Origin of the sequence: Micromonospora alfalfae (assembly GCF_022230925.1) — a bacterium.
GTDB lineage: Bacteria > Actinomycetota > Actinomycetes > Mycobacteriales > Micromonosporaceae > Micromonospora > Micromonospora alfalfae.
On sequence record NZ_JAKKFH010000007.1, the window covers coordinates 75417 to 100876 of the forward strand.

The window sequence follows — 25460 nt, forward strand, 5'->3', positions numbered from 1 at the left end:
CGGCCGGAGCACGGCCGGGTGGCGTTGGTCCGGGCAGATCCCCAGCGACACACACATCACACATGCTCGTCCCAGCCGCGAGCGGTACGCCAGACGTACCTCTGCGTGGTTGACCCCCGGTCGGAGGCCGGGGCCCGCTCGGGCAGCGACCGATCCCGGTCGCCGGCGCTCACCGCGTCGGAAAGACGGGACGGCCGGTAGCGGGGTGGGACGGGTCCACACCTCCGCCACACATCACGAGGAGTACGCCCGCACATGGCACGTCTAGTCGGCGTGGATCTCCCCCGCGAAAAGCGGTTGGAGATCGCGCTCACCTACATCTTCGGGGTCGGTCGCACCCGCGCCCTGGAGACACTCGCCGCTACCGGCATCTCGCCGGACAAGCGCGCTCGGGACCTCACGGACGAGGAGCTCGTGCAGCTCCGCGACCACATCGAGGGCAACTACAAGGTTGAAGGCGACCTGCGCCGCGAGGTCGCCGCTGACATCCGCCGCAAGGTTGAGATCGGCTGCTACGCCGGCATCCGGCACCGCCGGGGCCTGCCCGTGCGTGGCCAGCGGACCAAGACCAACGCACGGACCCGCAAGGGCCCGAAGCGGACCGTCGCCGGCAAGAAGAAGCCCGGCAAGAAGTAGTTCTTGACCGGATGACGGGGTCGGCCGCCGCCGAGGTGGGTCAGGCCGCAACCCAATCCGGAAAGTCAACTAGGAGCGCACAGACTTATGCCACCGAAGGCTCGTGCCGGAGCCGCTGTAAAGAAGGTCCGGCGCAAGGAACGCAAGAACGTCGCCCACGGGCAGGCGCACATCAAGAGCACGTTCAACAACACCATCGTGTCCATCACGGACCCGACCGGTGCGGTCATCTCCTGGGCCTCCGCTGGCCAGGTCGGCTTCAAGGGCTCCCGCAAGTCGACTCCGTTCGCTGCGCAGCTGGCCGCCGAGGCTGCCGCGCGTCGCGCCATGGAGCACGGCATGCGCAAGGTCGACGTGTTCGTCAAGGGCCCCGGCTCCGGCCGGGAAACCGCCATCCGTTCGCTGCAGGCAGTGGGCCTTGAGGTCGGGCAGATCGCCGACGTCACCCCGCAGCCGCACAACGGGTGTCGTCCGCCGAAGCGTCGCCGGGTCTGAGAGGTAGAGAGAGATGGCTCGTTACACCGGTGCAGACTGCCGCCGTTGCCGGCGGGAGAAGATGAAGCTGTTCCTCAAGGGCAGCAAGTGCGATGGTCCGAAGTGCCCGTTCGAGTCCCGGCCGTTCCCGCCCGGGCAGCACGGCCGCGGCCGCACCAAGGAGACGGAGTACCTGCTCCAGCTCCGCGAGAAGCAGAAGGCCCGTCGGGTTTACGGCGTGCTGGAGAAGCAGTTCCGCGGTTACTACGAGGAAGCCGTTGGCAAGCAGGCCAAGACCGGTGAGGTCCTCCTGCAGATCCTCGAGTCGCGGCTGGACAACGTCGTTTACCGGGCCGGCTACGCCCACTCGCGGGACATGGCCCGCCAGCTGGTCAAGCACGGTCACTTCACTGTGAACGGCAAGAAGGTCGACATCCCGTCGTACCGCGTCAAGGAGCACGACATCATCGAGGTTCGGGGCAAGAGCAAGGAGCTCACCCCGTTCATCGTCGCGCAGGCTCAGGCCGGCTCGAAGACGGTTCCGGCGTGGCTTGAGGCCATCCCGAGCCAGATGAAGGTGCTCGTGCACTCCCTCCCGGCCCGGCAGGTCATCGACACGCAGGTCCAGGAGCAGTTGATCGTCGAGCTCTACTCCAAGTAGTCCGAGCTCGTTCGGTGGCCCGCCCTTCGGGGCGGGCCACCGGAACAGTTTGTGTCGTGGGCGTCAAATAGCGGGCGCCCCGGAAGAGAAGAGAAAAGATGCTCATCAGCCAGCGACCCTCCCTCTCCGAGGAGTCGATCAACGAGACCCGGTCCCGGTTCGCCATCGAGCCGCTGGAGCCGGGCTTCGGCTACACCCTGGGTAACTCGCTGCGACGTACGTTGCTGTCGTCGATCCCGGGCGCGGCCGTCACCTCGATCAAGATCGACGGTGTGCTGCACGAGTTCACCACGATCCCCGGTGTCAAGGAGGACGTGGTCGAGCTCGTCATGAACATCAAGGAGCTGTGCGTCAGCTCCGAGCACGACGAGCCGGTCAGCATGTACCTGCGCAAGCAGGGTCCGGGCGACGTGACCGCGGGCGACATCCAGCCCCCGGCCGGCGTCTCGGTGCACAACCCGGATCTCAAGCTCGCCACCCTGAACGGCAAGGGCCGGCTCGACATGGAGCTGACCGTCGAGCGGGGCCGGGGCTACGTGACGGCTGCGCAGAACAAGCAGTCCGGCGCCGAGATCGGCCGGATCCCGGTCGACTCGATCTACTCGCCGGTGCTGAAGGTGACCTACCGCGTCGAGGCAACCCGTGTCGAGCAGCGCACCGACTTCGACCGGCTGATCATCGACGTCGAGACCAAGCCGTCGATGGGTCCGCGTACCGCGCTGGCCTCCGCCGGTTCGACGCTGGTGGAGCTGTTCGGGCTCGCCCGGGAGCTGGACGAGACCGCCGAGGGCATCGACATCGGGCCGTCCCCGCAGGACGCCCAGCTGGCGGCGGACCTCGCTCTGCCGATCGAGGAGCTGGACCTCACCGTCCGCTCCTACAACTGCCTCAAGCGCGAGGGCATCAACTCCGTTGGTGAGCTCATCGGGCGTACCGAGGCCGACCTCCTCGACATTCGCAACTTCGGTCAGAAGTCGATCGACGAGGTCAAGATGAAGCTCGCCGGGATGGGTCTCGGGCTGAAGGACTCGGCTCCGAACTTCGACCCGGCGAACGTCGTGGACACCTTCGGCGAGGCCGACTACGACACCGACGACTACCGCGAGACCGAGCAGCTCTAGTCCGCGCTGCCGCCACAACTGAGGAGCACCAAAAATGCCCACGCCCACCAAGGGCCCCCGCCTCGGCGGCAGCCCCTCGCACGAGCGGCTGATGCTGGCCAACCTGGCGACCGCGCTGTTCCAGCACGGGAAGATCCAGACCACCGAGACGAAGGCCCGGCGGCTGCGCCCGCTGGCCGAGCAGCTCATCACGAAGGCCAAGCGCGGTGACCTCGCCTCGCGGCGTCGGGTGCTGGGTGTCGTCAAGGACAAGGACGTGGTCTACGCCCTGTTCGACCAGATCGCGCCCCGGTACTCCAACCGCCCCGGCGGTTACACCCGGATCGTGAAGACCGGTCCGCGCAAGGGTGACAACGCGCCGATGGCCATCATCGAGCTGGTGGAGGAGCTTCAGGTCGCCGAGCCGAAGGCGAACAAGAAGACCGCCGCCCGCAAGGCCGCGCAGCAGGACAAGGTCGAGGCGCTCGCCCCGGCCGACGAGGCCCCGAAGTCGGCTCCGGCCGACCAGGACTCCGAGGCGCCGGTGTCGGCGTCCGGTGACACCGACGCCGCCCGCGAGGACAGCGACGAGGCCACCGAGAACAAGGCCTGATCAAAGGGCATTGTCGGGCCCGGCACCCCATCGGGGTGTCGGGCCCGACCCGTAACGGGAGGTACGAGGTGGACGAGCGGATCCGGCTGCGGCTGGACGTCTCGTACGACGGCACCGACTTTTCCGGCTGGGCAGCCCAGCCGACCAGGCGCACCGTCGCGGGGGTGCTCGTCGAGACCCTGGACCTGGTCCTCGGCGTCGGTACGGCCACCGGGCTGACGGTGGCCGGGCGAACCGACGCGGGAGTGCACGCCACTGGGCAGGTGTGCCATGTGGACCTGCCCGTGGACGTGTGGCGGCAGCACGAGGGACGGCTGCTGCGTCGCCTGGCCCGGCTGCTCCCCACCGACGTGCGGGTACGGGCGATGACCGAGGTGCCGGCCGACTTCGACGCCCGGTTCTCGGCCACCTTTCGGCGCTACGAGTATCGGGTCACCGATGCGCCGTTCGGCGCCGAGCCGTTGCGCCGCCACGAGGTGCTGGCCTGGCCGAAGCCGTTGGAGTTGGCCGCGCTGAACGCCGCCGCGGCCGGGCTGGTGGGGGAGCACGACTTCGCCGCGTACTGCCGGCGCAAGGAGCACGCCACCACGCTGCGCGAGGTGACCCGGCTGGACTGGCGTCGCGACCCGGACGGCATCCTGGTCGCGACCGTGCAGGCCGACGCGTTCTGTCAGGCGATGGTGCGCAGCCTGGTGGGTGCGATGCTGGTGGCCGGGGACGGCCGCCGCCCGGTCGAGTGGCCGGGAACTCTGCTCACCCAGCGGGAGCGCTCCAGCGAGGTGACTGTGGCCCCCGCACGCGGGCTGACGCTGGTCGCCGTCGGCTACCCGGCAGATCCGGCCGAGTACGCCCACCGCGCCACCCTCACCCGCCGGTTGCGGGTCCCGATCGAGGGTTGACCGTCGGCGGGGTCAGTCGCCCGGCAGATCGCCCTGGTCGGCGTTGCTGCCGGTAGGTGCCGTCGTCGGTTGTGCGGCGGTGCCACCGTCGGCCCGGCTCTGCAGCACGCCCCGGCTGAGGTGCAGCTCGATCATGTCGAACAGGATCTCGCGGACCTTGGCGTCACCCGCCTTGACCGCCGCCCCGTCCTTGCGGACCACCAGCGCGTACGCCAGGTAGTGGCCACGGACCTGCCAGCCGACGCGTGCCGGAGCGTTGGCCAGGACGTCGGTGCCGTCGCCGTCGTTGGCGGTGAGGCCACGGAAACGGCCCTGCCGCTCGTCGAGCAGTTGCCGGAGCCGGTCTCGGGCTCGTTCCGCGCTGACCTTGTCGGTGAGGTTGAACAGGCCGGTGGTGACCAGGTGGCTGTCGTCGGGCGTACTCAGCGTGGCCCGGACGATCTGGTTGCAGCCGAGCCGGACCAGCAGGTCGGCGACCTCGTCGGTGGCGGCGACGGCGCAACTGCCGCTGGACTGTGTCTTGAGCACCTGGTAGCTCGGCTGGCCGTCGGTGAGCTTCAGCTCCTTGCCGGGAAAGAGTTCCTTGGCGGTGAGCGGGGCCTGGTCGGTGTCCCGGGAGTCGAGGGCCAGCCGTTCCGCCGCTGCCGACGTCGGGGCGGCGTTCGGCTGGTACGTCGGGTTGCTCTGCGGCTGCTCGTCGCGGTTGATGAGCAGCGCGGCGGCGCCGAGGCCGCAGAGGGCGAGCAGCACCAGGACGGCTGCGCCGCCGATCAGTACCTGCCACAGCCGGCCGCCGCCGCGCCGGGTGGGCGGCTCCGCAGACGTGGCCGAGGTGTAGATCTGGCTGCGCGGCGGGGCGGGCGGGATGTCGGCACGCGTCGGCAGTGGCTGCGGCGCATCGGCGCGGGCGGCCTGCCCGAGCTGCGGACGAGCCGGCGCCGGCTGCGACGAGGGCAGCGAGAGCTGGTTCGGTCGGGGCAGCGACGGCGTGGGGAAGCGCGACGGAGAGGGCCCGGCCGCTGGGGGCGGACCGGCGCCGAGCACCGACAGGTCGGACCCGGGCTCCGGGTACTCCTCGAAAGCGTCCTCATCGGACTGGTACCGATACACCATGTCGCCCAGAGTAGGAGTCATTGTCCCTTTAGGGGGTAATATCGGGGAAATGTGCGTGTGGGCCGTGTCAGGTCCGCCCCGGACCGGTGCGAGAATTGCCGGGTGACCGGCGACCACTACTTCACCGCTCAGCCCACCAGCGACGCCCCGGCGCGCGAGGTCGAGTTCTCCGTCGCCGACCGCGACTACCGGCTCACCTCGGCCGGCGGGGTCTTCTCCGCCAGCCGCCTCGACCCCGGCACCGCGGTGCTGCTGCGCAAGGCCGAGCTGCCCACCGTCGACACCACCGGCGACCTGCTCGACCTCGGCTGCGGGTTCGGGCCGATCAGCTGCGTGCTGGCCGACCTCGCGCCCGCCAGCACCGTCTGGGCCGTCGACGTCAACGCCCGGGCCCGCGAGCTGACCGCAGCCAACGCGGCTCGGGTCGGCGCCGCCGACCGGGTCCGGGTCAGCGCGCCGGACGACGTTCCGGACAGCGTCCGCTTCGCCCAGATCTGGTCGAATCCGCCCATCCGGATCGGCAAGGACGGGCTGCACGACCTGTTGCTGCGCTGGCTGCCCCGACTCGCCCCGGACGGCGTCGGCTGGTTGGTCGTCGCCCGGCACCTCGGCGGCGACTCGCTGCAACGCTGGCTCACCGAACAGAGCTGGCAGGTCGAGCGGTACGCCAGCCAAAAGGGCTTCCGGGTGCTGCGCGTCACCCGGTAATTGGATATACCCCCCGACCCTCACTGGGGCAGGATCCCGGCGTGGGATACGTGGACGTGGCAGCGGTCGGGCACATCCTGCCCGACGGTCGGGAACTCTTCGCCGACGTGTCGTTCCGGGTCGGGGAGGGCAGCAAGGTCGCCCTGGTCGGGCCGAACGGCGCGGGAAAGACGACGCTGCTGAGGATGGTCGCCGGCGACCTGCCGGTGCGCAGCGGCGTCGTCGCGCGGGCCGGCGGGCTTGGTGTGATGCGCCAGTTCATCGGCATGATCGGTGACGAGTCCACCCTCGCCGACCTGGCGTTGTCGCTGGCCCCGCCGGCGCTTCGCGATGCCGGCCGGCGGCTCGGCGAGACCGAGGCGGCCATGCGGGCGGCCGAGGCCCACGGCAAGTTCAGCAACGCCGCCGGCAAGGCCCAGCTGGCGTACGCCGACGCGCTCGGCGCCTGGGGTGAGGCCGGCGGGTACGACGCCGAGGTGCTCTTCGACACCGTCGCGACCATCGTGCTCGGCCAGCCGTGGGACGCCGTACGGGACCGTCCGGTGCGTACCCTCTCCGGCGGCCAGCAGAAGCGCTTCGCCCTGGAGTTGCTGCTGCGCGGCCCGGACGAGGTGCTGCTGCTCGACGAACCGGACAACTTCCTCGACGTGCCCGGCAAACGCTGGCTGGAGGCGCGACTGCGCGAGTCGACTAAGTCGGTGCTCTACGTCTCGCACGACCGCGAGTTGCTGGCCCAGAGCGCCGACCGGGTGGTCGCCGTCGAGGGTGGCAGTGCCTGGGTGCACCCGGGCGGCTTCGCCAGCTGGCACGAGGCTCGGGTGGCTCGGCACGCCCGCCTCGACGAGCTGCGCCGGCGCTGGGACGAGGAGCACCAGAAGCTGCGCGAGCTGATGCTGATGTACAAGCAGAAGGCCGCGTACAACGACGGGTTGGCCTCGCGTTACCAGGCCGCGCAGACCCGGTTGCGTAAGTTCGAGGAGGCCGGGCCGCCGCCCGTACCGCCGAAGGACCAGGACATCCGGATGCGCCTGGCCGGCGGACGGACCGGCAAGCGCGCTGTCGTCTGCGAGCAGCTCGAGCTCGACGGCCTGACGTTCCCCTTCGACCTGGAGATCTGGTACGGCGACCGGGTGGCGGTGCTCGGCGCCAACGGCACCGGCAAGTCGCACTTCCTGCGGCTGTTGGCCCGCGGCGGCACCGACCCGGACCCGGCGAACGGGCCGGTCGACGGCGCGGGCGCGCTCGCCCCGGTGGTGCACGAGGGCACGGCTCGCCTCGGTGCCCGAGTCCGCCCGGGGCACTTCTCCCAGACCCACGACCGGCCTGAGCTGATGTCGAAGACGCTCGTCGAGATCCTCTGGCGGGGCGACGAGCACCGCACCGGGATGGACCGGCACGCGGCGATGGGTGTGCTCAGTCGCTACGAGCTGGCCGCGCAGGGCGACCAGCGCTTCGGCACGCTCTCCGGCGGGCAGCAGGCCCGGTTCCTGGTGCTGCTGTTGGAGCTGTCCGGGGCGACTCTGCTGTTGCTCGACGAGCCCACCGACAACCTCGACCTGGCCAGCGCGGAAGCGCTCGAAGCGGGCCTGAACGCCTTCGAGGGGACGGTGATCGCTGTCACCCACGACCGCTGGTTCACCCGCTCGTTCGACCGGTTCGTGCTGTTCCGAGGTGACAGCGAGGTGGTGGAGACTCCGGAACCGGTCTGGGACGTCGGGTGATCCCCACCGGCGCAGGCGTTGCTCGGTGGTCTCGGCGGCAGCAGTCCGGCCGAGCTGGCCGCGACCATCAACGCCGCCCGTGAGCTGGTCACCGAGGTGGTCGGCTGAGCCGCCGCCGCAGTGGCCCGCGCCGGGCCGGCATAGGGTGGATCTCGTGACTGAGATGACCTATCGCCGGCTGGGCGACTCCGGGCTCGTGGTGTCCGTGGTCGGCATCGGCTGCAACAACTTCGGCCGCAAGCTCGACCTCGACGGCACCCGGGCGGTGGTGGACGCCGCTCTGGACGTCGGGATCACGTTCTTCGACACCGCCGACATCTACGGTGAGCCGCAGGGCAGCTCCGAGGAGCTGCTCGGGCAGGCGCTCAAGGGTCGCCGGGACGACGTGGTGGTGGCCACCAAGTTCGGCATGGACATGAACGGCCTCAACGGGCCGGACTACGGCGCGCGTGGTGCACGGCGTTACATCGCCCGCGCTGTGGAGGCGTCGCTGCGCCGGCTCGGCACCGACCACATCGACCTGTACCAGATGCACGAGCCCGACCCGGGCACCCCGATCGACGAGACCCTCGCCGCCCTGGACGACCTGGTCCGCGACGGCAAGGTGCGCTACCTGGGCAACTCCAACTTCACCGGCTGGCAGATCGCCGACGCGGACTGGGTCGCCTCGTCCAACGGCCGGTCCCGCTTCATCAGCGCGCAGAACCACTACAGCCTGGTGGAGCGCTCGGTGGAGGCCGAGGTGATCCCGGCGTGTGAGCGGTTCGGCCTCGGCATGCTGCCGTTCTTCCCGCTCGCCAACGGTCTGCTCACCGGCAAGTACAGGCGCGAGGCCCAGCCGCCGGCCGGCAGCCGGCTCTCCGGCGGTGGCCGGTACGCGGAGCGGCTCGCCGCAGCCGACTGGGACACCATCGAGGCGATCGAGGCGTACGCGGCCGAGCGGGGGCTGACGATGCTCCAGGTGGCGATCGGTGGGCTGGCCGCTCAGCCGGCGGTGACCTCGGTGATCGCCGGTGCCACCACGCCCGAGCAGGTGCGCGCCAACGCCGCCGCCGGCACCTGGGAGCCCAGCGACGACGACCTGGCGGCGCTGCGCGCCATCCTCTGAGCGCGGCGGGACGGGGCTCGGCGCCTTGATCCACTCGTGTTCCCGAAAGTCGGGGTGACCCGGGGGCCGGGAAGGCGCGGCTTCATGAATGTCGAGTCGATCACGCCCGGGTCAGACGACAACGGGCCGGGCCGCTCGTCGCGGCCCGGCCCGGTCGTTGAACGCGCGTTGGTTGATCAGTCGGTGCGGCGGCGGCCGAACAGCATGGCCACCCCCATCGCCGCGGCCACCAGGACGAGACCGGCCGCCGCGAACGGCCACCAACCGGCGCCCGCCCCGCCCGCCCCGTCCGTCGCCTTGTTCACCGCGACCGGCTCGGGCACCGGCGGCGACTGCGCCGCGCGGGCCTGCACCGTGGCGGTGGCCTTGCTCTGCAACGGGGCGGGGGAGTTCACAGTCACCTTCCAGGTGCCAGTGGAGAGCACCGGACCGCTGCTGTAGAAACCGTGCCCCTCGGGCTGCGGTTCCAACTGCACAGGCCCGACCTTCTGCCCGTCGGGGCCGGTGGCGGTGAGGACCAGTCGCACCACCTGCTCCAGCCGGCGACCATCGGCGTAGCTGGCCTGGATGGTGACGCCCTGAGCCCCGTCGCCGGCCACAGCGAGCTTGAGCTTGTCGGCCTGAGCCGCCGGGGCGGCCTGAGCGGTCCGCGCCGCCGCCGGGGCGGCGGCGGACACTGTCACTGCCAGTCCGACGAGGACGGCGGCAAACACCTTGCGGATACCCGTCACGGACATCCCCTCCCTACCAAATGAGGGAAGCCCCTCCCCGACGCCGCAGCGTCGGGGAGGGGCCTCGTCGGATCAGAGCTGACGACCGGGAGCCAGCCGGGTGGCGTCGCCACCGAGCCGCCCGGTGCCCTTGACCGAGTCACCGTCGTTCGCCTTGACCCCGGCCTTGCTGGCCGCGCCGCCGAGCCGAACGATCATGGCGTCGGCGTCCCGGACCAGGACGTCCCGAACCTCCGCCTCGGGCACCAGCGTGGCGTCGCTGGCGAGCGTCCGGAACGCGGTCAGCTGCCGGACGGCAGCCTTGTCGTCGCCGGCCGCCTCGGACGCGCGAACAGCGTCGAGCTTGTTCGACAGCTGCTTGTGCGCCTTGGTCGAGAGCCGCCCCGTCGCCTTGAACCGGTCCAGCAGACTCTGCATGTCCCGGAACGAGGTGGTGACGAAGAACCGGACCGTCGAGGTGGTCTTGTTGCCCGCCTTGTCGGTTGCGGTCACTGTCAGCTCGTGCAGGCCGAGTGACAGGTCGTACATGGCCTGCAGGGTGCCACTGGTGTACGCCTGGCCGTCGAGCTGACCGACCACGCTAGCGATGCCCGAGGACGCGTCGACGGCCTGCCAGGCCACCCGGACGTCCTGGCTGTCGCCGTAGAGCTGGCCGTCGGCCAGCCCGGACACCAGCAGCGTCGGCTTGGTGCCGTCGATGCGCAGCACCGCCGACTTCAGCGTCTCGACGTTGCCCGCCTTGTCCGCCGAGCGGAACAGCAGCTCGTGCTGCCCGTCACCGGTCACCTCGATCGGCGTCGAGTACGGCGCCCACGCACCACCGTCCAGCGACCACTCCACCGTCTTGACGCCGGAACCGGCGTCGGTGGCGGCCAGCACGACCGGGATGGTCCCGTTGTGCCAACCGGCGTCGTTCGCCGGAGCGAACGTCGCCGAGGTCACCGGCGCCGTGGCGTCGATCTTGACCGAGACGGTCTTGGTCGCCTCCACGTTGCCGGCCTTGTCCGTCGAGCGGAACCGGAGCTCGTGCTCGCCGTCCCCGCTGACCGCCACCGGAGCGGTGTACGCCGCCCAGGTGGTGGCCCCGTCCAGCTGGTACTCCGTACCGGCGAGCCCGCTACCGCCGGCCTCGTCGGCACCGGTGAGCGTGATCGTCACCGGCCCGGTGTGCCACCCGTCGGTCGGGGTGCCGGAAACCGCCGCGGTCGTCACCGGCGCCGTCTCGTCGGCCACCTTCGTGCTGAGCCGGAAGTAGTCGAACGAGGCGGTCTTCGACGCCGTCTGGTTGGCGCCGAGGGTGAACAGCCCGACCTTCGGGGTTGCCCCGACCGCGCTGTTTGTCAGCGCCGTCAACGCGGTCCAGGTCGTCCCGTCGGCCGAGTACGACGCGGTGAACGTGTCGCCCGTGCGGGCCAGCCGCAGGTGCCACACCGCCGAGGTCAGGGTGCCCGCCTCGGGCTGCGGGTTCTGGACCACCCCGGCGATCTCGCTGCGGAACTCGATCCGCCGCGTCACCGCCTGGCCGGCCTGGTTGTCAGCGATGAAGTCGAGCTTCAGGTAGTTGTCGTCGTCCGCCTGCACGAGCAGACCGGCCTGCTGGTACTGCTCGTTCAGCAGGCTGCCGTCGACCTTCGTCTCCAGGGTCCAGTCGCCGGACGGCGCGGTCTGGAGGATGAAGTTCTTCGGCCCGGTGTTGTCGGTGCCGTAGATGTCACCGTTGGGCACGTCGATCCGCAGCGCGCCATCGGTGACCCGGTAACCGCTCGGGTCCTCCCGCGTCACGGCGTCCCACCGGCACTTGTCCAGCGTGCTGCCGGTGAACTCGTCCGACGGGTCGACCGGGCCGGCCGGAGCGTCCGGCGTGACCTGGAAGGAGTCGAACGCGGCGTCGACAACCGGCGCCTCGGTGCCTCCGTTGAGGGCGAAGACCCCGATCCGCGGGTTGGTGATGCCCTCGAGCGCTGCCGAACGGCCGACCGGGGTGAAGGTCTGCCCGTCGCCCGAGGCGGACGCGGTCAGGTTCGTCCCGTCGCTGGTGATCCGCAGGTACACGGTGTCACCGGCAGGTGCGGCGGTGGCGTCGGCGGCCTCGTTGCGAGGCGTCGCCGCCGTCTCCCGGATGAACTCCACCCGACGGCTGCCGTTGTACAGCAGGTCCACCTTGGCGTAGTTGTCGTCGTCGCCGTAAACCAGCAGGCCGGCCTGCTGGTAGTTGGCAGTCACCGGCAGGGTGACCTTGGTGGTCATCTCCCACGCGCCGGTCGGGGCCGCCTGGAGCACCAGGTTGGTGGCGTCGTTGCGAGCACCGTAGAGGTCACCCACGCCGGTGGGCAGCCGCAGCGCACCGCCACTGAGCGAGTAGAGCTGGTTCTCCCGGACGATGCTGGTCCAGCGCTCCTTGTCGAGGCTGTTGCCGTTGAAGTCGTCCGAACGCGCCCCGAAGCAGGACGTGTCAGGTGCGTCGACCCTTACCGGCACCGTGGCGTACGACTTGGCGCCCTTGCTGTCGGTCACCGTGAGGGTGGCCGTGAAGGTGCCCGGACTGGTGTAGGTGTGGCTGGCGTCCAGTGTGGTCGCCGAGCCTCCGTCACCGAAGTCCCAGGCGTACGTCAACGGGGTGTCGCCCTCGGCGTCGGTGGCAGTGCCGTCGAAGGCGACGGTGACCGGTGCGGTGCCGGTGGCCGGGGTGGCCGTGGCGCTGACCACCGGCGGCCCGTTCTCGGTGACACCGCGGCCGACGAAGTCCATCCAGTTGACGTTGAACAGCGAACCCGTTCCGCCGTTCGGATCGCGGGCCACGAAGTACAGCGAGCCGCTCGCGGCACCGGTGACCGGTGCGCTCACGTCCGTGTACGTCTGCCACGCGCCGGTCGACGGTACGACGGCAGTGGCGACCACCGGTCCGTCGACAGCACCCGCGCGAACCTCGATCCGACCGCCAGCGGCGGCGGAGGCGGCCCGGAAGCGGATCTCGGTGATGTTGGTCAGGTCCGCCGGAGCGACCGACCACCAGTCACCGTCCTCGATGAACGCGATGCTCTGGCCGCCACCGGCGGTGTCGGCGCCCGCCTCCCGCTGCACGCCGGGGTCGCCACCGCCGGTGCTCACCGGGGCGCGCCCGGTGGCGGTGAAGTACTCGGCCTGCTTCTGCTTCGGCTGGAGGACCTCGATCTGCCGGCCGGTCAGGGCACCGGCGCCGCCGGCACCACCCTCGTCGGTGTAGGTGGCCTCGAAGACCGCGAAGACGTTCGCCTCGGCGCCGTGCCCGGAGGCGAGCGACGTCTGGACGGTGCCGGTGCAGCCGGTGTGCTGCTCCAGCGGGTGGGCGTGCTCGTCGTGACCGAGCAGCACCTGAAGCTGCACCCGGTCACAGTCGATCTGCCCGTCCTCGGGGTCGGTCACCTTGATCGAGTAGCGGACCTGGTCACCCCAGTTGAAGAAACCGCCGTCCGGTGGGAACTCGATGGAGACCGTCGGCGCGGTGTTGCCCACTGTGACCGGCACGTTGGCCACAGCGGTCCGACCCTTGGGGTTGGTGACGGTGAGCTGGGCGGTGTAGTTGCCCGCCGTGGCGTACGTGTGGGTCGGGTTGGCCTCGGTCGAGGTCTGCCCGTCGCCGAACGTCCAGGCGTAGGTGAGCGTGCCACCGTCCGGGTCCCGGGAGCCGGCGCTGGAGAAGGTCACCGTCAACGGTGCCGGACCCGAGGTCGGGTTGGCGGACGCCGCGGCGATCGGGGCGCGGTCACCGGCGGTGTAGTCGATCCGGTAGACGCCCGAGTTGTCGTTGTTGCCGCCGAAGCCGCTGCCCCACTCGATCAGGTACAGCGCCCCGTCCGGGCCGAACTCGAAGTCCATCGGTCGGATCATGCTCATGCCGGTGAGCAGCTGGTTGATGTCCACCAACGACTTGCCGTCGGGGGTCACCTGCATGGTGTACATCTTGTTCTGGTTCCACTCGCCGAGCAGAGCCTTGCCGTCGTAGTACGCCGGCCACTTGCGGTTCGAGTTCACGTCGGCGTCGTAGCGGTAGACCGGGCCGCCCATCGGAGCGCCACCGCCACCGATCTCCGGGTAACGCGCGTCACCGGCGTACCCGTAGTCGACAGTCGCCGGGACCACCGGCGGGAGGTTGGTCAGGCCGGTGTTGTTCGGCGAGTTGTTCACCGGCGCCGCGCAGTCGAACTTCGCGCCGCTCGGGCCGGACGGGAACGTGTAGTCGTTGTACGCCTCGTTCGTCCCGGTGCAGTACGGCCAGCCGTAGTTGCCCGGGGTGACGATGTTCCACTCGACCAGACCGCGGGGGCCCCGGTTCGGGTTGTCCGTGTTGGCGTCCGGCCCGTAGTCGCCCACGTACAGCGTGTTGGTCTTCGGGTCGGTGCCGATCCGGAACGGGTTGCGGAAGCCCATCGCGTAGATCTCGGGACGGGTCTTCTCGGTGCCCGGCGCGAAGAGGTTGCCGGTCGGAACGGTGTACGTCCCGTCGTCCTCCGGGTGGATCCGGATCACCTTGCCGCGCAGGTCGTTGGTGTTGGCGGAGGTGCGCTGCGCGTCGTAGTCCTGGCGGCCCGACCGCTCGTCCAGCGGCGAGTACGAGTTCGACTCGAACGGGTTGGTGTTGTCACCGGTGGCCAGGTAGAGGTTGCCGTCGCCGTCGAAGGTCATGCTGCCGCCGGCGTGGCAGCAGGTGTTGCGTTGGGTGTCGACCCGCAGCACCTGCTTTTCGCTGGCCAGGCTGATGGTGTCGCCGGTCACTGTGAACCGGGACAGCAGGTTGCGGGTGACCCCGTCGTTCGGGGCGTAGTACAGGTACACCCAGTTGTTTGTGGCGAAGTCCGGGTCGAGCCGGATGCCGATGAGGCCGTCCTCGTTACCGGTGAAGACGTCCAGGTCGACGGCGGTGACGGTGTTGCCGGTGTCCGGCTTCACGATCTGCACCCGACCGTCGCGCTCGATGTAGAAGACGCGCCCGTCGGGGGCGATGTCCAGCTCCATCGGGTTGCTGGTGTTGCTGTCCAGCGTGACCTTCTCGAAGTTCGAGGTCTTCGAGGCGCCGCAGTCGGCGTTCTCGACGCCGGCCGCGGTGCGGATGCCGCCGAGCAGGTGGGAGAGGAACTGGGGCTCGGCGTACGACTCCCGGGTGTGCCCCAGGCCCGTGTACCAGGAGCGGCCACCGTCGTAGTCCTGACACCAGGCGACCGGGTGGTCCGCGCCCATCGCACCGGCGCCGGGGGTGTAGCTCTTCTCGTCCAGGCTGGCCAGCACGTGCACGTCCGGCCGGGGGTTGCTCTGGTAGTTGTACCACTCGTCGAACCGGGACCACCGGTCCGGCAATCCGGCCGTGGACGGGTGGGCGTGGTCCTCCACCTTGACGGTGGCCTGCTGGTTCTGCGGGTGGTTGGCGAAGTACGCGCCGACCAGGTCGCCGTACCAGGCCCAGCTGTACTCGGTGTCCGACGCGGCGTGGATGCCGACGTAACCGCCGCCGGCCTTCACGTAGCGCTCGAACGCCGCCTGCTGGTCGGCGTTGAGCACGTCACCGGTGGTGGAGAGCCAGATCACGGCCTTGTACTTCGCCAGGTTGGCGTCGTTGAATGCGGCGCCGTCCTCGGAGTTGTCCACCGTGAATCCGTTGTCGACGCCGAGCTGCTGGATGGCGGCGATGCCGGTGGGGATGGAGTCGTGCCGGAAGCCGGCGGTCTTGGAGAAGACGAGGACGGAGAAGGGATCGGCTGCGGCCTTTGGCGCCTTCGGCGCCACCTGGCTGACCGGGGCTGCGGCTTTCGCATCCCGTGGGGGAACCTGGGCGGCCGCCTGCGCGGGCGCGCCGAACAGGGTGGTCGAGGCCATGGCCAGGGAGATCAGGGTTGCGGTGATGGGTACGCGGGCACGACGAGAACGGGACACGCCGCCTCCTGTGTCGTAGTGACAGAGCTCGAGGGAGTCGGCTCGCCGAAGGCCCTCCCTGATGGAGCCGGTGGTCACACCGTGCCAGGGTGCCCCCACCGACATTTTGTCGAATCGCTGAACAAATTAATTCGGCTGGCTCGATGTCGGGCAAGATGCGGACGGGTAACGGTTCTGCAACGGGGGGCGACATTCCGAACAGGACTGTATGAAGTGCCCCATTGGATCTCGCTTGTTTTGACGCGGCCCGGCCGGCCGGCCACCGCCGACCCCACGCCTTGGCAGGCCGGCGGATCTGTCGTACGGTGACACGCAAGTAACCCACGGGAGCCCGGTGTACCGGGCTGAGAGGGGGGCTGACAGCCCCCGACCGTCGAACCTGATCCGGGTAATGCCGGCGCAGGGAGGAGCGTTGCCGTGCCGTCCCTGGGGCGATTGCATCTCATCACCGACACCCGACCGGGTCGCGACCCACTCGCAGTGGTTCGCGCCGCCCTCACAGTGGCCCACGCCGACCTGGTGGTGCAGGTGCGGGTCGAGGATTCCGCCACCGACCGCGAGGCGTACGACCTGACCCGGCGGGTGCTGGCGCTCTGCGCGCCGTACCAGGCGACCTGCCTGGTCAACGACCGGTTGCACGTGGCGCTGGCGGTCGGCGCCGCCGGTGGACACGTCGGCGCCGACGACCTGCCGGTCGCCGCCGCCCGCCGGGTGCTCGGCCCCGCCGGTGTGCTGGGCGCCACCGCTCGCGCCCCGGGCCCGGCGCGCGAGGCCGTCGTGGCGGGCGCCAGTTACCTGGGCGTCGGGCCGTGTCACACCACAAGCACCAAGACCGGCCTACCGGACCCCATCGGGCCCGCCGGAGTACGCGCCGTCGTCGACGCCGTCGACGTCCCGGTCATCGCGATCGGCGGAGTGACAGCCGCCCGGGTGCCGGCGCTGCGGGCCGCCGGGGCGTACGGGGTGGCGGTGGTCGGTGCCGTCTCCGCCGCCGCCGACCCGGCACTGGCAACCGCCGAACTGATCGAGGCCCTGACGTGCTGACCGGCCGGTCCCCGTCACCGCCGTCGCGCGACCGGGTCCGGCCGGACGTGGCAGTGGTGGGGGCGGGGCCGATGGGGCTGGCGATCGCCTGGCGTTGCGCCGCCCGCGGGCTGCGGGTGGTGGTGCACGATCCGGCGCCCGGCTCGGGTGCGTCGGCGGTGGCCGCCGGCATGCTCTCCCCGGTCGCCGAGGCGTACTTCGGTGAGCGGGAGCTGACCGGGTTGCTGCTGGCGTCCGCCGCCCGCTGGCCGGCGTTCGCAGCCGAGTTGACCGGGACGACGGGAGTCGAGATCGGCTACCGGACCGAGGGCACAGTGATGGTCGGGCTCACCGGCGACGACCTGGCCGAGGCGCGCCGGCTGTGGGCGTACCAGCAGGGGTTGGGTCTGCCCGTGACGCCGCTGCGCCCCAGCGAGCTGCGCGACCGCGAACCGGCGCTCGCCCCACGGGTGCGCGGCGGCGCGTTCGCGCCCACCGACCACCAGGTCGACCCACGGCTGCTGGTGCCGGCGCTGCGCACTGCCGCGCAGCGGGCCGGCGCGGTGCTCGTGCCGCAGCCGGTCCGCTCGCTGTCTGATGTGGACGCGCCAGTCACTGTGGTCGCCGCCGGCTGCGGGGCGGCCGCGCTCACCGGCCTGCCCGTGCGGCCGGTGAAGGGCCAGATCCTCCGGCTCCGCGCGCCCGACGGCGTCGCACCGGGCTTCCGGCACGTGATCCGGGGGTACGCCGACGGCGAGCACGTCTACCTGGTGCCCCGCGCCGACGGTGAGGTGGTGCTCGGCGCGACCGTCGAGGAGCGCGCGGACACCACTGTCACCGCCGGTGCCGTGCAACGGCTGCTGCGTGCCGGGGTCGACCTGCTTCCCGAACTGGCCGAGTACGACCTGGTCGAGGCGGTCGCCGGGCTGCGCCCGGGCACCCCGGACAACGCGCCGATCCTCGGGCCGCTGCCCGGCCGACCGGACGTCCTGGCCGCCACCGGGCACCACCGGCACGGCATCGTGCTCACCCCGATCACCGCCGACCTGATCGCCGACCTGGTGCTCGGCGGCATACCCGACCCGCTGCTCGCGCCCTTCCGGGCCGACCGCTTCGGCGCTGCCGCCGCGGTGGCCGCGTCGGGCGGCCCTGAACCGACGTTGGAGGGGGACCTGTGGAATTGACTGTGAACGGGGCCGGGCGCAGCGTCGCCGCCGGCGCGTCCGTGGCGGACCTGGTCCGCGACATCGTGGCGCACCCACGTGGGGTGGCGGTCGCGGTCAACGGCGAGGTGGTGCCCCGGACCGGCTGGCCGGCCCGAGCACTGCGCGACGGTGACCGGGTCGAGGTGCTCACCGCGGCGCAGGGCGGGTGAGCGGCGTGCCCCTCGAACTGGGTGGGAAGACCTTCACCTCACGGCTGATCCTCGGCACCGGCGGCGCCGCGAACCTGCACGTCCTGGAGCAGGCGATCCGGGCGTCCGGCACCGAGCTGGTCACGCTGGCCCTGCGCCGGGTGGGCACCGCGCCGGGCTCCACAGGTGGGCTGCTGGAGTTGCTGGACCGGTGCGGCGTACGCCTGCTGCCGAACACCGCCGGCTGCCACACCGCCACCGAGGCGGTGACAGTGGCCCGGTTGGCCCGGGACGCGTTCGACACCGACTGGGTCAAGCTGGAGGTGATCGGCGACGAGCGGACGCTGCTGCCCGACGGGGTGGAACTGCTCCGCGCCGCCGAGGAGCTGGTCGCCGATGGCTTCACGGTGCTGCCGTACACCAGCGACGACCCGGTGCTCGCCCGTCGCCTCGCCGACGTCGGCTGCGCCGCGGTGATGCCGGCCGGCTCGCCGATCGGCTCCGGGCTCGGCATCGGCAACCCGCACCACATTCGACTCATCAGGCAGGGTGTGGACGTGCCGGTGATCCTCGACGCCGGCATCGGCACCGCGTCCGACGCGGCGCTGGCAATGGAGCTGGGCTGTGACGGGGTGCTGCTGGCGAGTGCCGTCACCAGGGCGGCCGACCCGGTGGCGATGGCCACCGCGATGCGGTACGCGGTCGAGGCGGGCCGACTGGCGGCCCGGGCCGGTCGGATCGAGCGCCGCTTCCACGCGCTCGCCTCCACCCCTGACGAGGGAAGACCCGAGCTGTGACCCCGCCGTCAGGGGTTGTCGTGTTGACCGACCGGCTCGTCGCGCGGTGCGGGCTCGACCGGGTGGTGGCGGGGGCCGCGGCCGGGGGAGTGCGCTGGGTGGTGCTGCGGGAGAAGGACCTGCCGCGCGCCGAACGCGCCGCCCTCGCCGCCGACCTGCGGGCGATCCTCGCCGACGTCGGCGGAACCCTCATCGTGGCCGGCCCCGACCCGCTCGGTGGCGACGCAGTGCACCTGCCCGCCGCCGGCCCGTACCCACCGCCAACCGTCGGCCTGGTCGGCCGCTCCTGCCACCACCAACCCGAGCTGGACCGCCTGACCACCGAGCACTACGCCACCATCTCCCCGGTCTGGCCCACAAAGACAAAACCGGGCTACGGCCCACCCCTGGATGTTGCTGGGCTGGGCAGCCTGGTCCGCTCCAGCCCGGTGCCCCTGCTCGCCCTCGGCGGCATCGAAACCCCAGAACAGGTAACCGCCTGCGTCGAGGCGGGAGCCGTCGGAGTAGCAGTACTAGGCGCGCTGATGCGAGCCAACGACCCCGCCGAAACAGCCGCCACCCTGACCAGCGCTTATGTCGAGGCGGTCACCCCTGAACCTTTCCAAGCCGGCGCGGGGTCAGCCAGGTCCCCACGACGGGGGCTGCGGCCGACAGTGCCCACGCAGGGATCAAGCCTGACCGCCCGGAGTGGGCACTGTCGGCCGCAGCCCCAAACCGCAACCAAGGGGGAGAAGTGACACCGCGCACCGTCCTCACCATCGCCGGCTCGGACTCCGGCGGCGGCGCAGGCATCCAGGCCGACCTCAAGGTCTTCGCCGCGCTGGGCGCGTACGGCACCAGCGTCCTCACGGCGGTCACCGCGCAGAACACCCGGGGTGTCGACGCGGTGCTGCCGCTGCCCCCGCGCACTGTCACCGAGCAGTTGGACAGCGTGCTCACCGACTTCACAGTCTGCGCCGTGAAGACGGGGATGCTCGGCACCCCGGCGATCGCGGACGTGGTGGCCGAGGCCGCCCGGGACGGTCGCCTACCTCACCTCGTCGTCGACCCGGTGCTGGTCGCCACGAGTGGTCACCGGCTCGGCGTGGTGGGCGCTGTGGAGCGGCTGCTGCCGTACGCCACTGTGGCGACCCCGAACTGCGCGGAGGCCGCCGCGATCACCGGACGCCCGGTGGACGACGTGGCCGCGATGGTCGTGGCCGCCGAGGCCCTGGTGGCCGGCGGCCCGGAGTACGTGGTGGTCACGGGCGGTGACCTGGACGGGGGCGAGGCGGTCGACGTGCTGCACGGCGGCGGCGTCACCACAGTGTTGCGCGCACCCCGGGTGGCCACCCGGCACACCCACGGCACCGGGTGCTCGTTCTCGGCGGCGATCGCGGTGCGGCTCGGTCTGGGCGATGCGGTGCCGGCCGCCGTGGGGGCCGCCAAGGAGTACGTGCTCCGTGCGCTGACCGGCGCGCGGGGCTGGGAGCTGGGCGCGGGGCGCGGACCGCTGAACCACTTCGGCTGGTCCGCTTGATCACCAGGGAGGCTGTCATGCACGCACGAGGCAAGGTGTACGTCGAGGGTTCGCGGCCGGATGTCCGGGTGCCGTTCGCGGAGGTGGGGCTGACCGGGGACCTGCCGCCGGTGCGGCTCTACGACACGTCCGGACCTGGTTCGGACCCGGAGGTGGGGCTGCCGCCGCTGCGCGGGCCGTGGATCGCCGAGCGGGGTGACGTGGCCCCGGTACGGGGTGCGGGCACGCCACTCGCCGGGGTGGACGGCCGTCGGCCCACCCAGCTCGCGTACGCGCGGGCCGGTGTGGTGACACCGGAGATGGAGTTCGTGGCGATCCGGGAGAACGTCGACCCGGAACTGGTGCGGGCCGAGATTGCCGCCGGCCGGGCGGTGCTCCCGCTCAACGTCAACCACCCGGAGTGCGAGCCGGCGATCATCGGCAAGGCGTTCCTGGTCAAGGTGAACGCCAACATCGGCACCTCGGCGGTCAGCTCGTCTGTCGCCGAGGAGGTGGAGAAGCTGACCTGGGCCACCCGCTGGGGCGCGGACACAGTGATGGACCTGTCCACTGGTAAGCGGATCCACGAGACCCGTGAGGCGATCGTGCGGAACTCGCCGGTGCCGATCGGGACGGTGCCGATCTACCAGGCGTTGGAGAAGGTCGGCGGCGACCCGGTGAAGTTGAGCTGGGAGGTGTTCCGGGAGACCGTGATCGAGCAGGCCGAGCAGGGCGTGGACTACATGACAGTGCACGCCGGGGTGCTCCTGCCGTACGTGCCGCTGGCCGTGGACCGGGTCACCGGGATCGTGTCCCGCGGCGGTTCGATCATGGCGGCGTGGTGCCTGGCGCACCACGAGGAGAACTTCCTCTACACCAACTTCGAGGAGCTGTGCGCGCTGCTCGCGCGCTACGACGTGACGTTCTCCCTCGGCGACGGGCTGCGCCCCGGGTCGATCGCCGACGCCAACGACGAGGCGCAATTTGCCGAGCTGCGGACCCTCGGTGAGCTGACGAAGATCGCCTGGGCGTACGACGTCCAGGTGATGATCGAGGGCCCCGGTCACGTACCGATGCACAAGATCAAGGAGAACGTGGACCTTCAGCAGGAGTGGTGCCACGAGGCGCCCTTCTACACGCTCGGTCCGCTGACCACCGACATCGCGCCCGCGTACGACCACATCACCTCGGCGATCGGCGCCGCGATGATCGGCATGTTCGGCACCGCGATGCTCTGCTACGTCACGCCGAAGGAGCACCTCGGCCTGCCGGACCGGGACGACGTGAAGGCGGGCGTGATCGCGTACAAGATCGCGGCACACGCGGCGGACCTGGCCAAGGGGCACCCCGGCGCGCAGGCCTGGGACGACGCCCTGTCGAAGGCGCGGTTCGAGTTCCGCTGGGAGGATCAGTTCAACCTCTCGCTGGACCCGGAGACGGCGCGCTCGTACCACGACGCGACACTGCCCGCGGAGCCGGCGAAGACAGCGCACTTCTGCTCGATGTGTGGCCCGAAGTTCTGCTCCATGAAGATCACCCAAGAGCTCAAGGAGTACGCGGCGCGCGGCATGAAGGACAAGTCGGAGGAGTTCGTCTCCGGCGGAAGCCGGGTCTACCTGCCGCTCGCCTGACCCCTGCCCAGGCGGGGCTGTCCCGGTGGCGTCCCGGTGTTGCGGGGGCGACGCCGGGACGGCCGGCGTGGCTTGGTGCGCATGGCCTCGCGGGGACGGCCGGCGCTGGCCTGGTGCGCATGGCCTCGCTTGGGGTCGACCGGCCTGGCCTGGTGCGTGGGGTGTCGCGGGGTCGGCTGGCGTGGCCGGTGCGTGGGGTGTCGCGGGGTGATCGACTCGGGTTCATTGATGTCGGGGTGTCGGGCCGCGTGGGACAGCCCGTTATCAGTGAACCCGAGTCGATCAAGCGACCGATCGGTGCTTCTGTGCGCCGTGTGGTGCGGGTCAGCCGCTGTGGGTCAGTCGCGGTGGTGTCGACCGGTGGAGCGCAACGACCGGCGGCCGTTCTCCTGCTCGGGCTCGTTGTCCGACACCGGCTTGCTCAGACCGGCGACCCAGTCGACGAATTCCTCGTCCTGGGACGCCAGCGGCTCGGTTGCGTCCGACGTCTTCGGGCTCTCCTCGTCGGCGCGGGCCCGGTTGCGGCGGAACAGCCCACCGAGGCGCCCTCGCCGGGAGGGCTGCTCTGCCACCTTCGGGTGCGTCGGAGTTGCCGACGTGGCGTCGGTAGCCGCCACATCGCCGGTGCCGGTGGTATCGATGGTGCCGGTGGTATCGGTGGTGCTGCCGGTGGTGGCACTGGCGGTGGCAGCGGAGGGCGCGCCCACCGTGCCGGGGAACTCCGGCCGGCCCTGGGACTCGGCCGGAGCGGTCGCCTCGCCGTCTTCGGCCGGAGCTGTCCGTGCCGTCGAGCTGTCCTGCGATCCCGCCGACCCGCGGCGCCGAGAGGTGTCGAACGCATTCCAGGTGCCGGCCCGGCTCAGGTCCGGCAACGGTGCCCGATGCCGGGGCCTGGGCGTCGGCCCGGTCGGCGCGTCGGGCCTGCTCGACCCCTCCGATGCCGTCGCCTCCGGCTCGGCGGCCTGCGGTGGCACCGTCCACGTCGCGGTGACGGGCCAGGCCGACGGCGCTGGCGTCCACCGGTCGCCGTCCGGGTCATTGGCGGCGGTGGCTCCGAACAACCCGGCGACGGGAACGTCCTCGGCAGCGGCCCGCTCGCCGTCGGTGCCACGAGCGTCGGCGATTGCAGAATCACCGGTCGCAGAGGTCGCAGAGGTCGCAGAGGTCGCAGAGGCCGCGGAGGTCGCGGAGGTCGCGGAGGTCGCAGAGGTCGCGTCGGCCGGTGCCGCAGTGCTGCCCGTGCCGGCCTTCGGGACCCGCGAATTGGCGTCCGCGCCAACCTGGCTGGCCGCGGTGGTCGGTGCTGGTGTCGCCCCACTCCCGCTGGTCGGGGTCTGTGCGGCGTCGGTTGCCGTGGTCGGCGGCTCCCTGTCGACCGGCACCTGCGTCGTGCCGGTTTCGGCGGCTGTCGAGGCGGCCGGTGCTTGCTTCGCGCCGGTGGCGGGGGTGGCCGGTGTTCGCTTCGCGCCGGTAGTGGTTGTCCGGGATGCCGCCGCGCCGGAGGTGGCAGCCGAGGTGACCTCGGAGGTCGAACTCGACAGTTCACCCACGCTTCCCCGGCTGGGCGCCGGAGTGTCGGTGCCCGCGTCCGAAGCGGTGGTGTCGGCGGACCTGCCCGGCCGGGTGCCCTTCGCGACGAGGCCAGTGGGCGTTGCGTCGGTGGTCGTCTCGCCTGTGGTTCGCGGGCCGGCAGGGGAGATGTCGTCAGCCACGTCGGAGGCGGTGGCGTCCGGCTTGGCTTTGGACTTCCGGCCGCGTCGCGGCTTGATCGTCAGGGGCGCCTCAGGCGTGCCGTGGTCGGCCGTGCCCGCACTGCTCGCCTCCGTGTTCGTGCCTGACTCCGTGCCCGTCGAGGCTGTGGCTGCGGGACTGGGAGTGTCAGTGCCAGTCGGTGCTGTGCTGGTCGCCTCGGTGCCGCTGCCCGTACTGGTCGCGGTCGCGCTGGTCGTGACAGAACCGGGTGTGCCAGTGCCGCTTGGAGTGTCGACGGACTTGCGTGTGGCGCGCCCACCGGTCGGCCTGCCACCGGTCGCCGTGCTGCCGCTCGTGCAAGTCGCTGTGCTGCTGGTCGGCTCGTCGACCGCTCGGCCGCCCGTCGGGGTCGCGGCGTCGACGCGTCCGGCCGTTGTGCCGGTCGCTGTGGCGTCGGTGTCGATGCTGACGTCGGTGCCGGCCGAGGGCTCGGTAGTGGCCGGGACATCATCCTGGCGCGGGGACGTCTGCCCGGCGGCGGTGAACTCACCGGTCGGTGCGGTCAGCCAGGCCGCGGGCTGAGTCGGGGCGGCGGGCTTCGGTGCGGCGGGAGTCGCGGTGGCGGGCCCCGGACCGTGCTGTCCGCTCGCTGTGGTCTCCGGCCAGTCCCAGTGGGCCGGGACGGTGCGTACGGCATCGGAGTCGCCCGTCGCCCACGGACCCGCGACGACGCCGGCGGGCTTCGTGCTGGTGGCCAGTTCGGCGTTTGTCGTCTCGGTGTCGGTGCGCTCGGCGCCGTCTCTGTCGTTCGCCGCGCCGTCCCGGTCGTGCGCCGCGCTGGGCAGCGCCGGGCCGGCCGGCAGCGGGCGCAGGATGGCGGTGGGCTCGATCGCCTGCGGATCGGCGGTACGGGTGCCCGTCGGCCAGCGCAGCAGCGCGGCGGCGGCCGCGCCGAGCGCTCCGGCGAGGATCGCGATCAACGAGCCGTAGTAGGGGGCGGCCTGGTAGCGGTCCACAGCGTCACCCGGACCGGCCGTCAGGTAGGCGAACGCCAGCAGCACCGGACCGGCCACCCCGGTGGCCCCGCTGACCAGTGGAGCCTGGCCCCGCCAGCGAGCCAGCCCGGCGGTCGCCGCGCCGGCCAGCAGCGCCACGATGGGCAGCAGGAGCAGCGCCAGCCGCTGCGCGGCGGCGTCGTCGAGCCAGCTCGGCTCCAGTACGCCGAGCCGGACAGTCGGCAGTGGGCCGGCCGTTCCGAGCGACGGGAGGACGGAGATCAGCGCCAGTAGCCAGACCGCGCCGGCCACTGCCGCCATGTTCCATCCCAGCTCGGGCCGGAACAGGACGGCGATCGCCGCGCCCGCCCCGATCACCGCACCGACAATGGCGCAGATGCCCACCGCCCAGACCGGGTCAACGGAGATCAGCTCCGCGGCGCGGGCGGGCTGCATGCAGAGCGGGGCGATGACTGTGGCGCCGAGCGCTGCCGCGCCGCCGACCGCCAACTGCCGGCCGGTGCTGACCGCCGGGGCGTCGCGGCGAGCGAGGCGTCCGGTCAGGACGGCGCCAGCGACTGCTGCGTTAGCGGCGAACCAGCCCACCCAGACGAGCTGGGCCGGCCACTGGTTGACTGTCGTACCGGTGAATGCGCCGGTCAGGCGGACGATGCCGAAACCGTACGCGACGCCGAGCTGGCCGGCTCCGGCCAGCACGCTCACCCCGAGCGCCGTGAGCAGCAGTCTGCCCCAGGTCCGAAAGGCCATGTCCGGCACGTTACGCACCTGGTACACCCGATCG

20 protein-coding genes and 1 riboswitch are annotated in these 25460 nt (G+C 71.4%); of the genes, 16 read left to right on the forward strand and 4 right to left on the reverse strand.

Annotated features, from left to right (window positions below; genetic code table 11):
- Window positions 1-255: 255 nt before the first annotated feature.
- From rpsM to truA, 6 genes are all read left to right on the forward strand, one after another.
- A complete protein-coding gene (rpsM, locus tag MED01_RS06255; RefSeq protein WP_030329917.1) occupies window positions 256-636 on the forward strand; it encodes a 30S ribosomal protein S13 in 381 nt (126 codons plus the stop codon).
- An 87-nt stretch (window positions 637-723) separates the two neighbouring features.
- Window positions 724-1131 (forward strand): 30S ribosomal protein S11, encoded by a 408-nt coding sequence (gene rpsK / locus MED01_RS06260; RefSeq protein ID WP_030329919.1) that lies wholly within the window; start codon window positions 724-726, stop codon window positions 1129-1131.
- Between the two features lie 13 nt (window positions 1132-1144).
- Window positions 1145-1771 (forward strand): 30S ribosomal protein S4, encoded by a 627-nt coding sequence (rpsD, locus tag MED01_RS06265; RefSeq protein ID WP_030489600.1) that lies wholly within the window; start codon window positions 1145-1147, stop codon window positions 1769-1771.
- A 98-nt stretch (window positions 1772-1869) separates the two neighbouring features.
- On the forward strand, window positions 1870-2892 hold the full coding sequence (locus tag MED01_RS06270; RefSeq protein ID WP_053653923.1) for a DNA-directed RNA polymerase subunit alpha: 1023 nt from the start codon (window positions 1870-1872) through the stop codon (window positions 2890-2892).
- 34 nt (window positions 2893-2926) lie between these two features.
- A complete protein-coding gene (rplQ, locus tag MED01_RS06275; protein ID WP_091402374.1) occupies window positions 2927-3484 on the forward strand; it encodes a 50S ribosomal protein L17 in 558 nt (185 codons plus the stop codon).
- A 68-nt stretch (window positions 3485-3552) separates the two neighbouring features.
- A complete protein-coding gene (truA, locus tag MED01_RS06280) occupies window positions 3553-4383 on the forward strand; it encodes a tRNA pseudouridine(38-40) synthase TruA (protein ID WP_238667535.1) in 831 nt (276 codons plus the stop codon).
- Between the two features lie 12 nt (window positions 4384-4395).
- On the opposite strand, the gene MED01_RS06285 is transcribed toward truA, so the two are convergent.
- Entirely contained in the window at window positions 4396-5496 is a 1101-nt protein-coding gene (locus MED01_RS06285; protein ID WP_238667536.1) for a hypothetical protein, read from the reverse strand.
- A 102-nt stretch (window positions 5497-5598) separates the two neighbouring features.
- Between MED01_RS06285 and MED01_RS06290 the strand changes: the two genes are divergently transcribed.
- The 3 genes from MED01_RS06290 (at window position 5599) to MED01_RS06300 (ending at window position 9033) form a co-directional block, all read left to right on the forward strand.
- Window positions 5599-6204: a class I SAM-dependent methyltransferase gene (locus MED01_RS06290; RefSeq protein WP_238667537.1), complete on the forward strand. Its 606-nt coding sequence runs from the start codon at window positions 5599-5601 to the stop codon at window positions 6202-6204.
- A 41-nt stretch (window positions 6205-6245) separates the two neighbouring features.
- Complete coding sequence (locus tag MED01_RS06295) at window positions 6246-7925, forward strand: ABC-F family ATP-binding cassette domain-containing protein (protein ID WP_238667538.1); 1680 nt, start codon at window positions 6246-6248, stop codon at window positions 7923-7925.
- Window positions 7926-8070: 145 nt separating this feature from the next.
- Window positions 8071-9033 carry an aldo/keto reductase gene (locus MED01_RS06300; RefSeq protein ID WP_238667539.1) on the forward strand — a complete coding sequence of 321 codons (963 nt, stop codon included), beginning with the start codon at window positions 8071-8073 and terminating at the stop codon, window positions 9031-9033.
- 176 nt (window positions 9034-9209) lie between these two features.
- On the opposite strand, the gene MED01_RS06305 is transcribed toward MED01_RS06300, so the two are convergent.
- Together MED01_RS06305 and MED01_RS06310 are read right to left on the reverse strand one after the other, a co-directional pair.
- A complete protein-coding gene (locus tag MED01_RS06305; protein WP_238667540.1) occupies window positions 9210-9764 on the reverse strand; it encodes a hypothetical protein in 555 nt (184 codons plus the stop codon).
- Window positions 9765-9836: 72 nt separating this feature from the next.
- Window positions 9837-15668, reverse strand: coding sequence for a ThuA domain-containing protein (locus MED01_RS06310; protein ID WP_238667541.1), 5832 nt, complete (start codon window positions 15666-15668; stop codon window positions 9837-9839).
- 313 nt (window positions 15669-15981) lie between these two features.
- Window positions 15982-16091: riboswitch (TPP riboswitch) on the forward strand.
- Here MED01_RS06310 and thiE point away from each other — a divergent pair.
- From thiE to thiC, 7 genes are all read left to right on the forward strand, one after another.
- Window positions 16086-16712: a thiamine phosphate synthase gene (gene thiE / locus MED01_RS06315; protein WP_238667542.1), complete on the forward strand. Its 627-nt coding sequence runs from the start codon at window positions 16086-16088 to the stop codon at window positions 16710-16712. Its footprint overlaps the riboswitch before it by 6 nt.
- On the forward strand, window positions 16709-17875 hold the full coding sequence (thiO, locus tag MED01_RS06320; RefSeq protein ID WP_274525363.1) for a glycine oxidase ThiO: 1167 nt from the start codon (window positions 16709-16711) through the stop codon (window positions 17873-17875). Before thiE ends, thiO begins: the two co-directional genes overlap by 4 nt.
- Window positions 17866-18066 carry a sulfur carrier protein ThiS gene (gene thiS / locus MED01_RS06325; protein WP_238667543.1) on the forward strand — a complete coding sequence of 67 codons (201 nt, stop codon included), beginning with the start codon at window positions 17866-17868 and terminating at the stop codon, window positions 18064-18066. Before thiO ends, thiS begins: the two co-directional genes overlap by 10 nt.
- Window positions 18063-18842 carry a thiazole synthase gene (locus MED01_RS06330; RefSeq protein WP_238667544.1) on the forward strand — a complete coding sequence of 260 codons (780 nt, stop codon included), beginning with the start codon at window positions 18063-18065 and terminating at the stop codon, window positions 18840-18842. The genes thiS and MED01_RS06330 overlap by 4 nt, the downstream gene beginning before the upstream one ends.
- Window positions 18839-19579: a thiamine phosphate synthase gene (locus MED01_RS06335; RefSeq protein ID WP_238667545.1), complete on the forward strand. Its 741-nt coding sequence runs from the start codon at window positions 18839-18841 to the stop codon at window positions 19577-19579. The genes MED01_RS06330 and MED01_RS06335 overlap by 4 nt, the downstream gene beginning before the upstream one ends.
- Entirely contained in the window at window positions 19576-20361 is a 786-nt protein-coding gene (gene thiD / locus MED01_RS06340; RefSeq protein ID WP_238667546.1) for a bifunctional hydroxymethylpyrimidine kinase/phosphomethylpyrimidine kinase, read from the forward strand. The genes MED01_RS06335 and thiD overlap by 4 nt, the downstream gene beginning before the upstream one ends.
- 17 nt (window positions 20362-20378) lie before the next feature.
- Entirely contained in the window at window positions 20379-21971 is a 1593-nt protein-coding gene (thiC, locus tag MED01_RS06345) for a phosphomethylpyrimidine synthase ThiC (protein WP_145790332.1), read from the forward strand.
- A 338-nt stretch (window positions 21972-22309) separates the two neighbouring features.
- Here the strand turns inward: thiC and MED01_RS06350 are convergent, their stop codons facing one another.
- Window positions 22310-25426, reverse strand: coding sequence for a hypothetical protein (locus MED01_RS06350; RefSeq protein WP_238667547.1), 3117 nt, complete (start codon window positions 25424-25426; stop codon window positions 22310-22312).
- Window positions 25427-25460 lie beyond the last annotated feature (34 nt).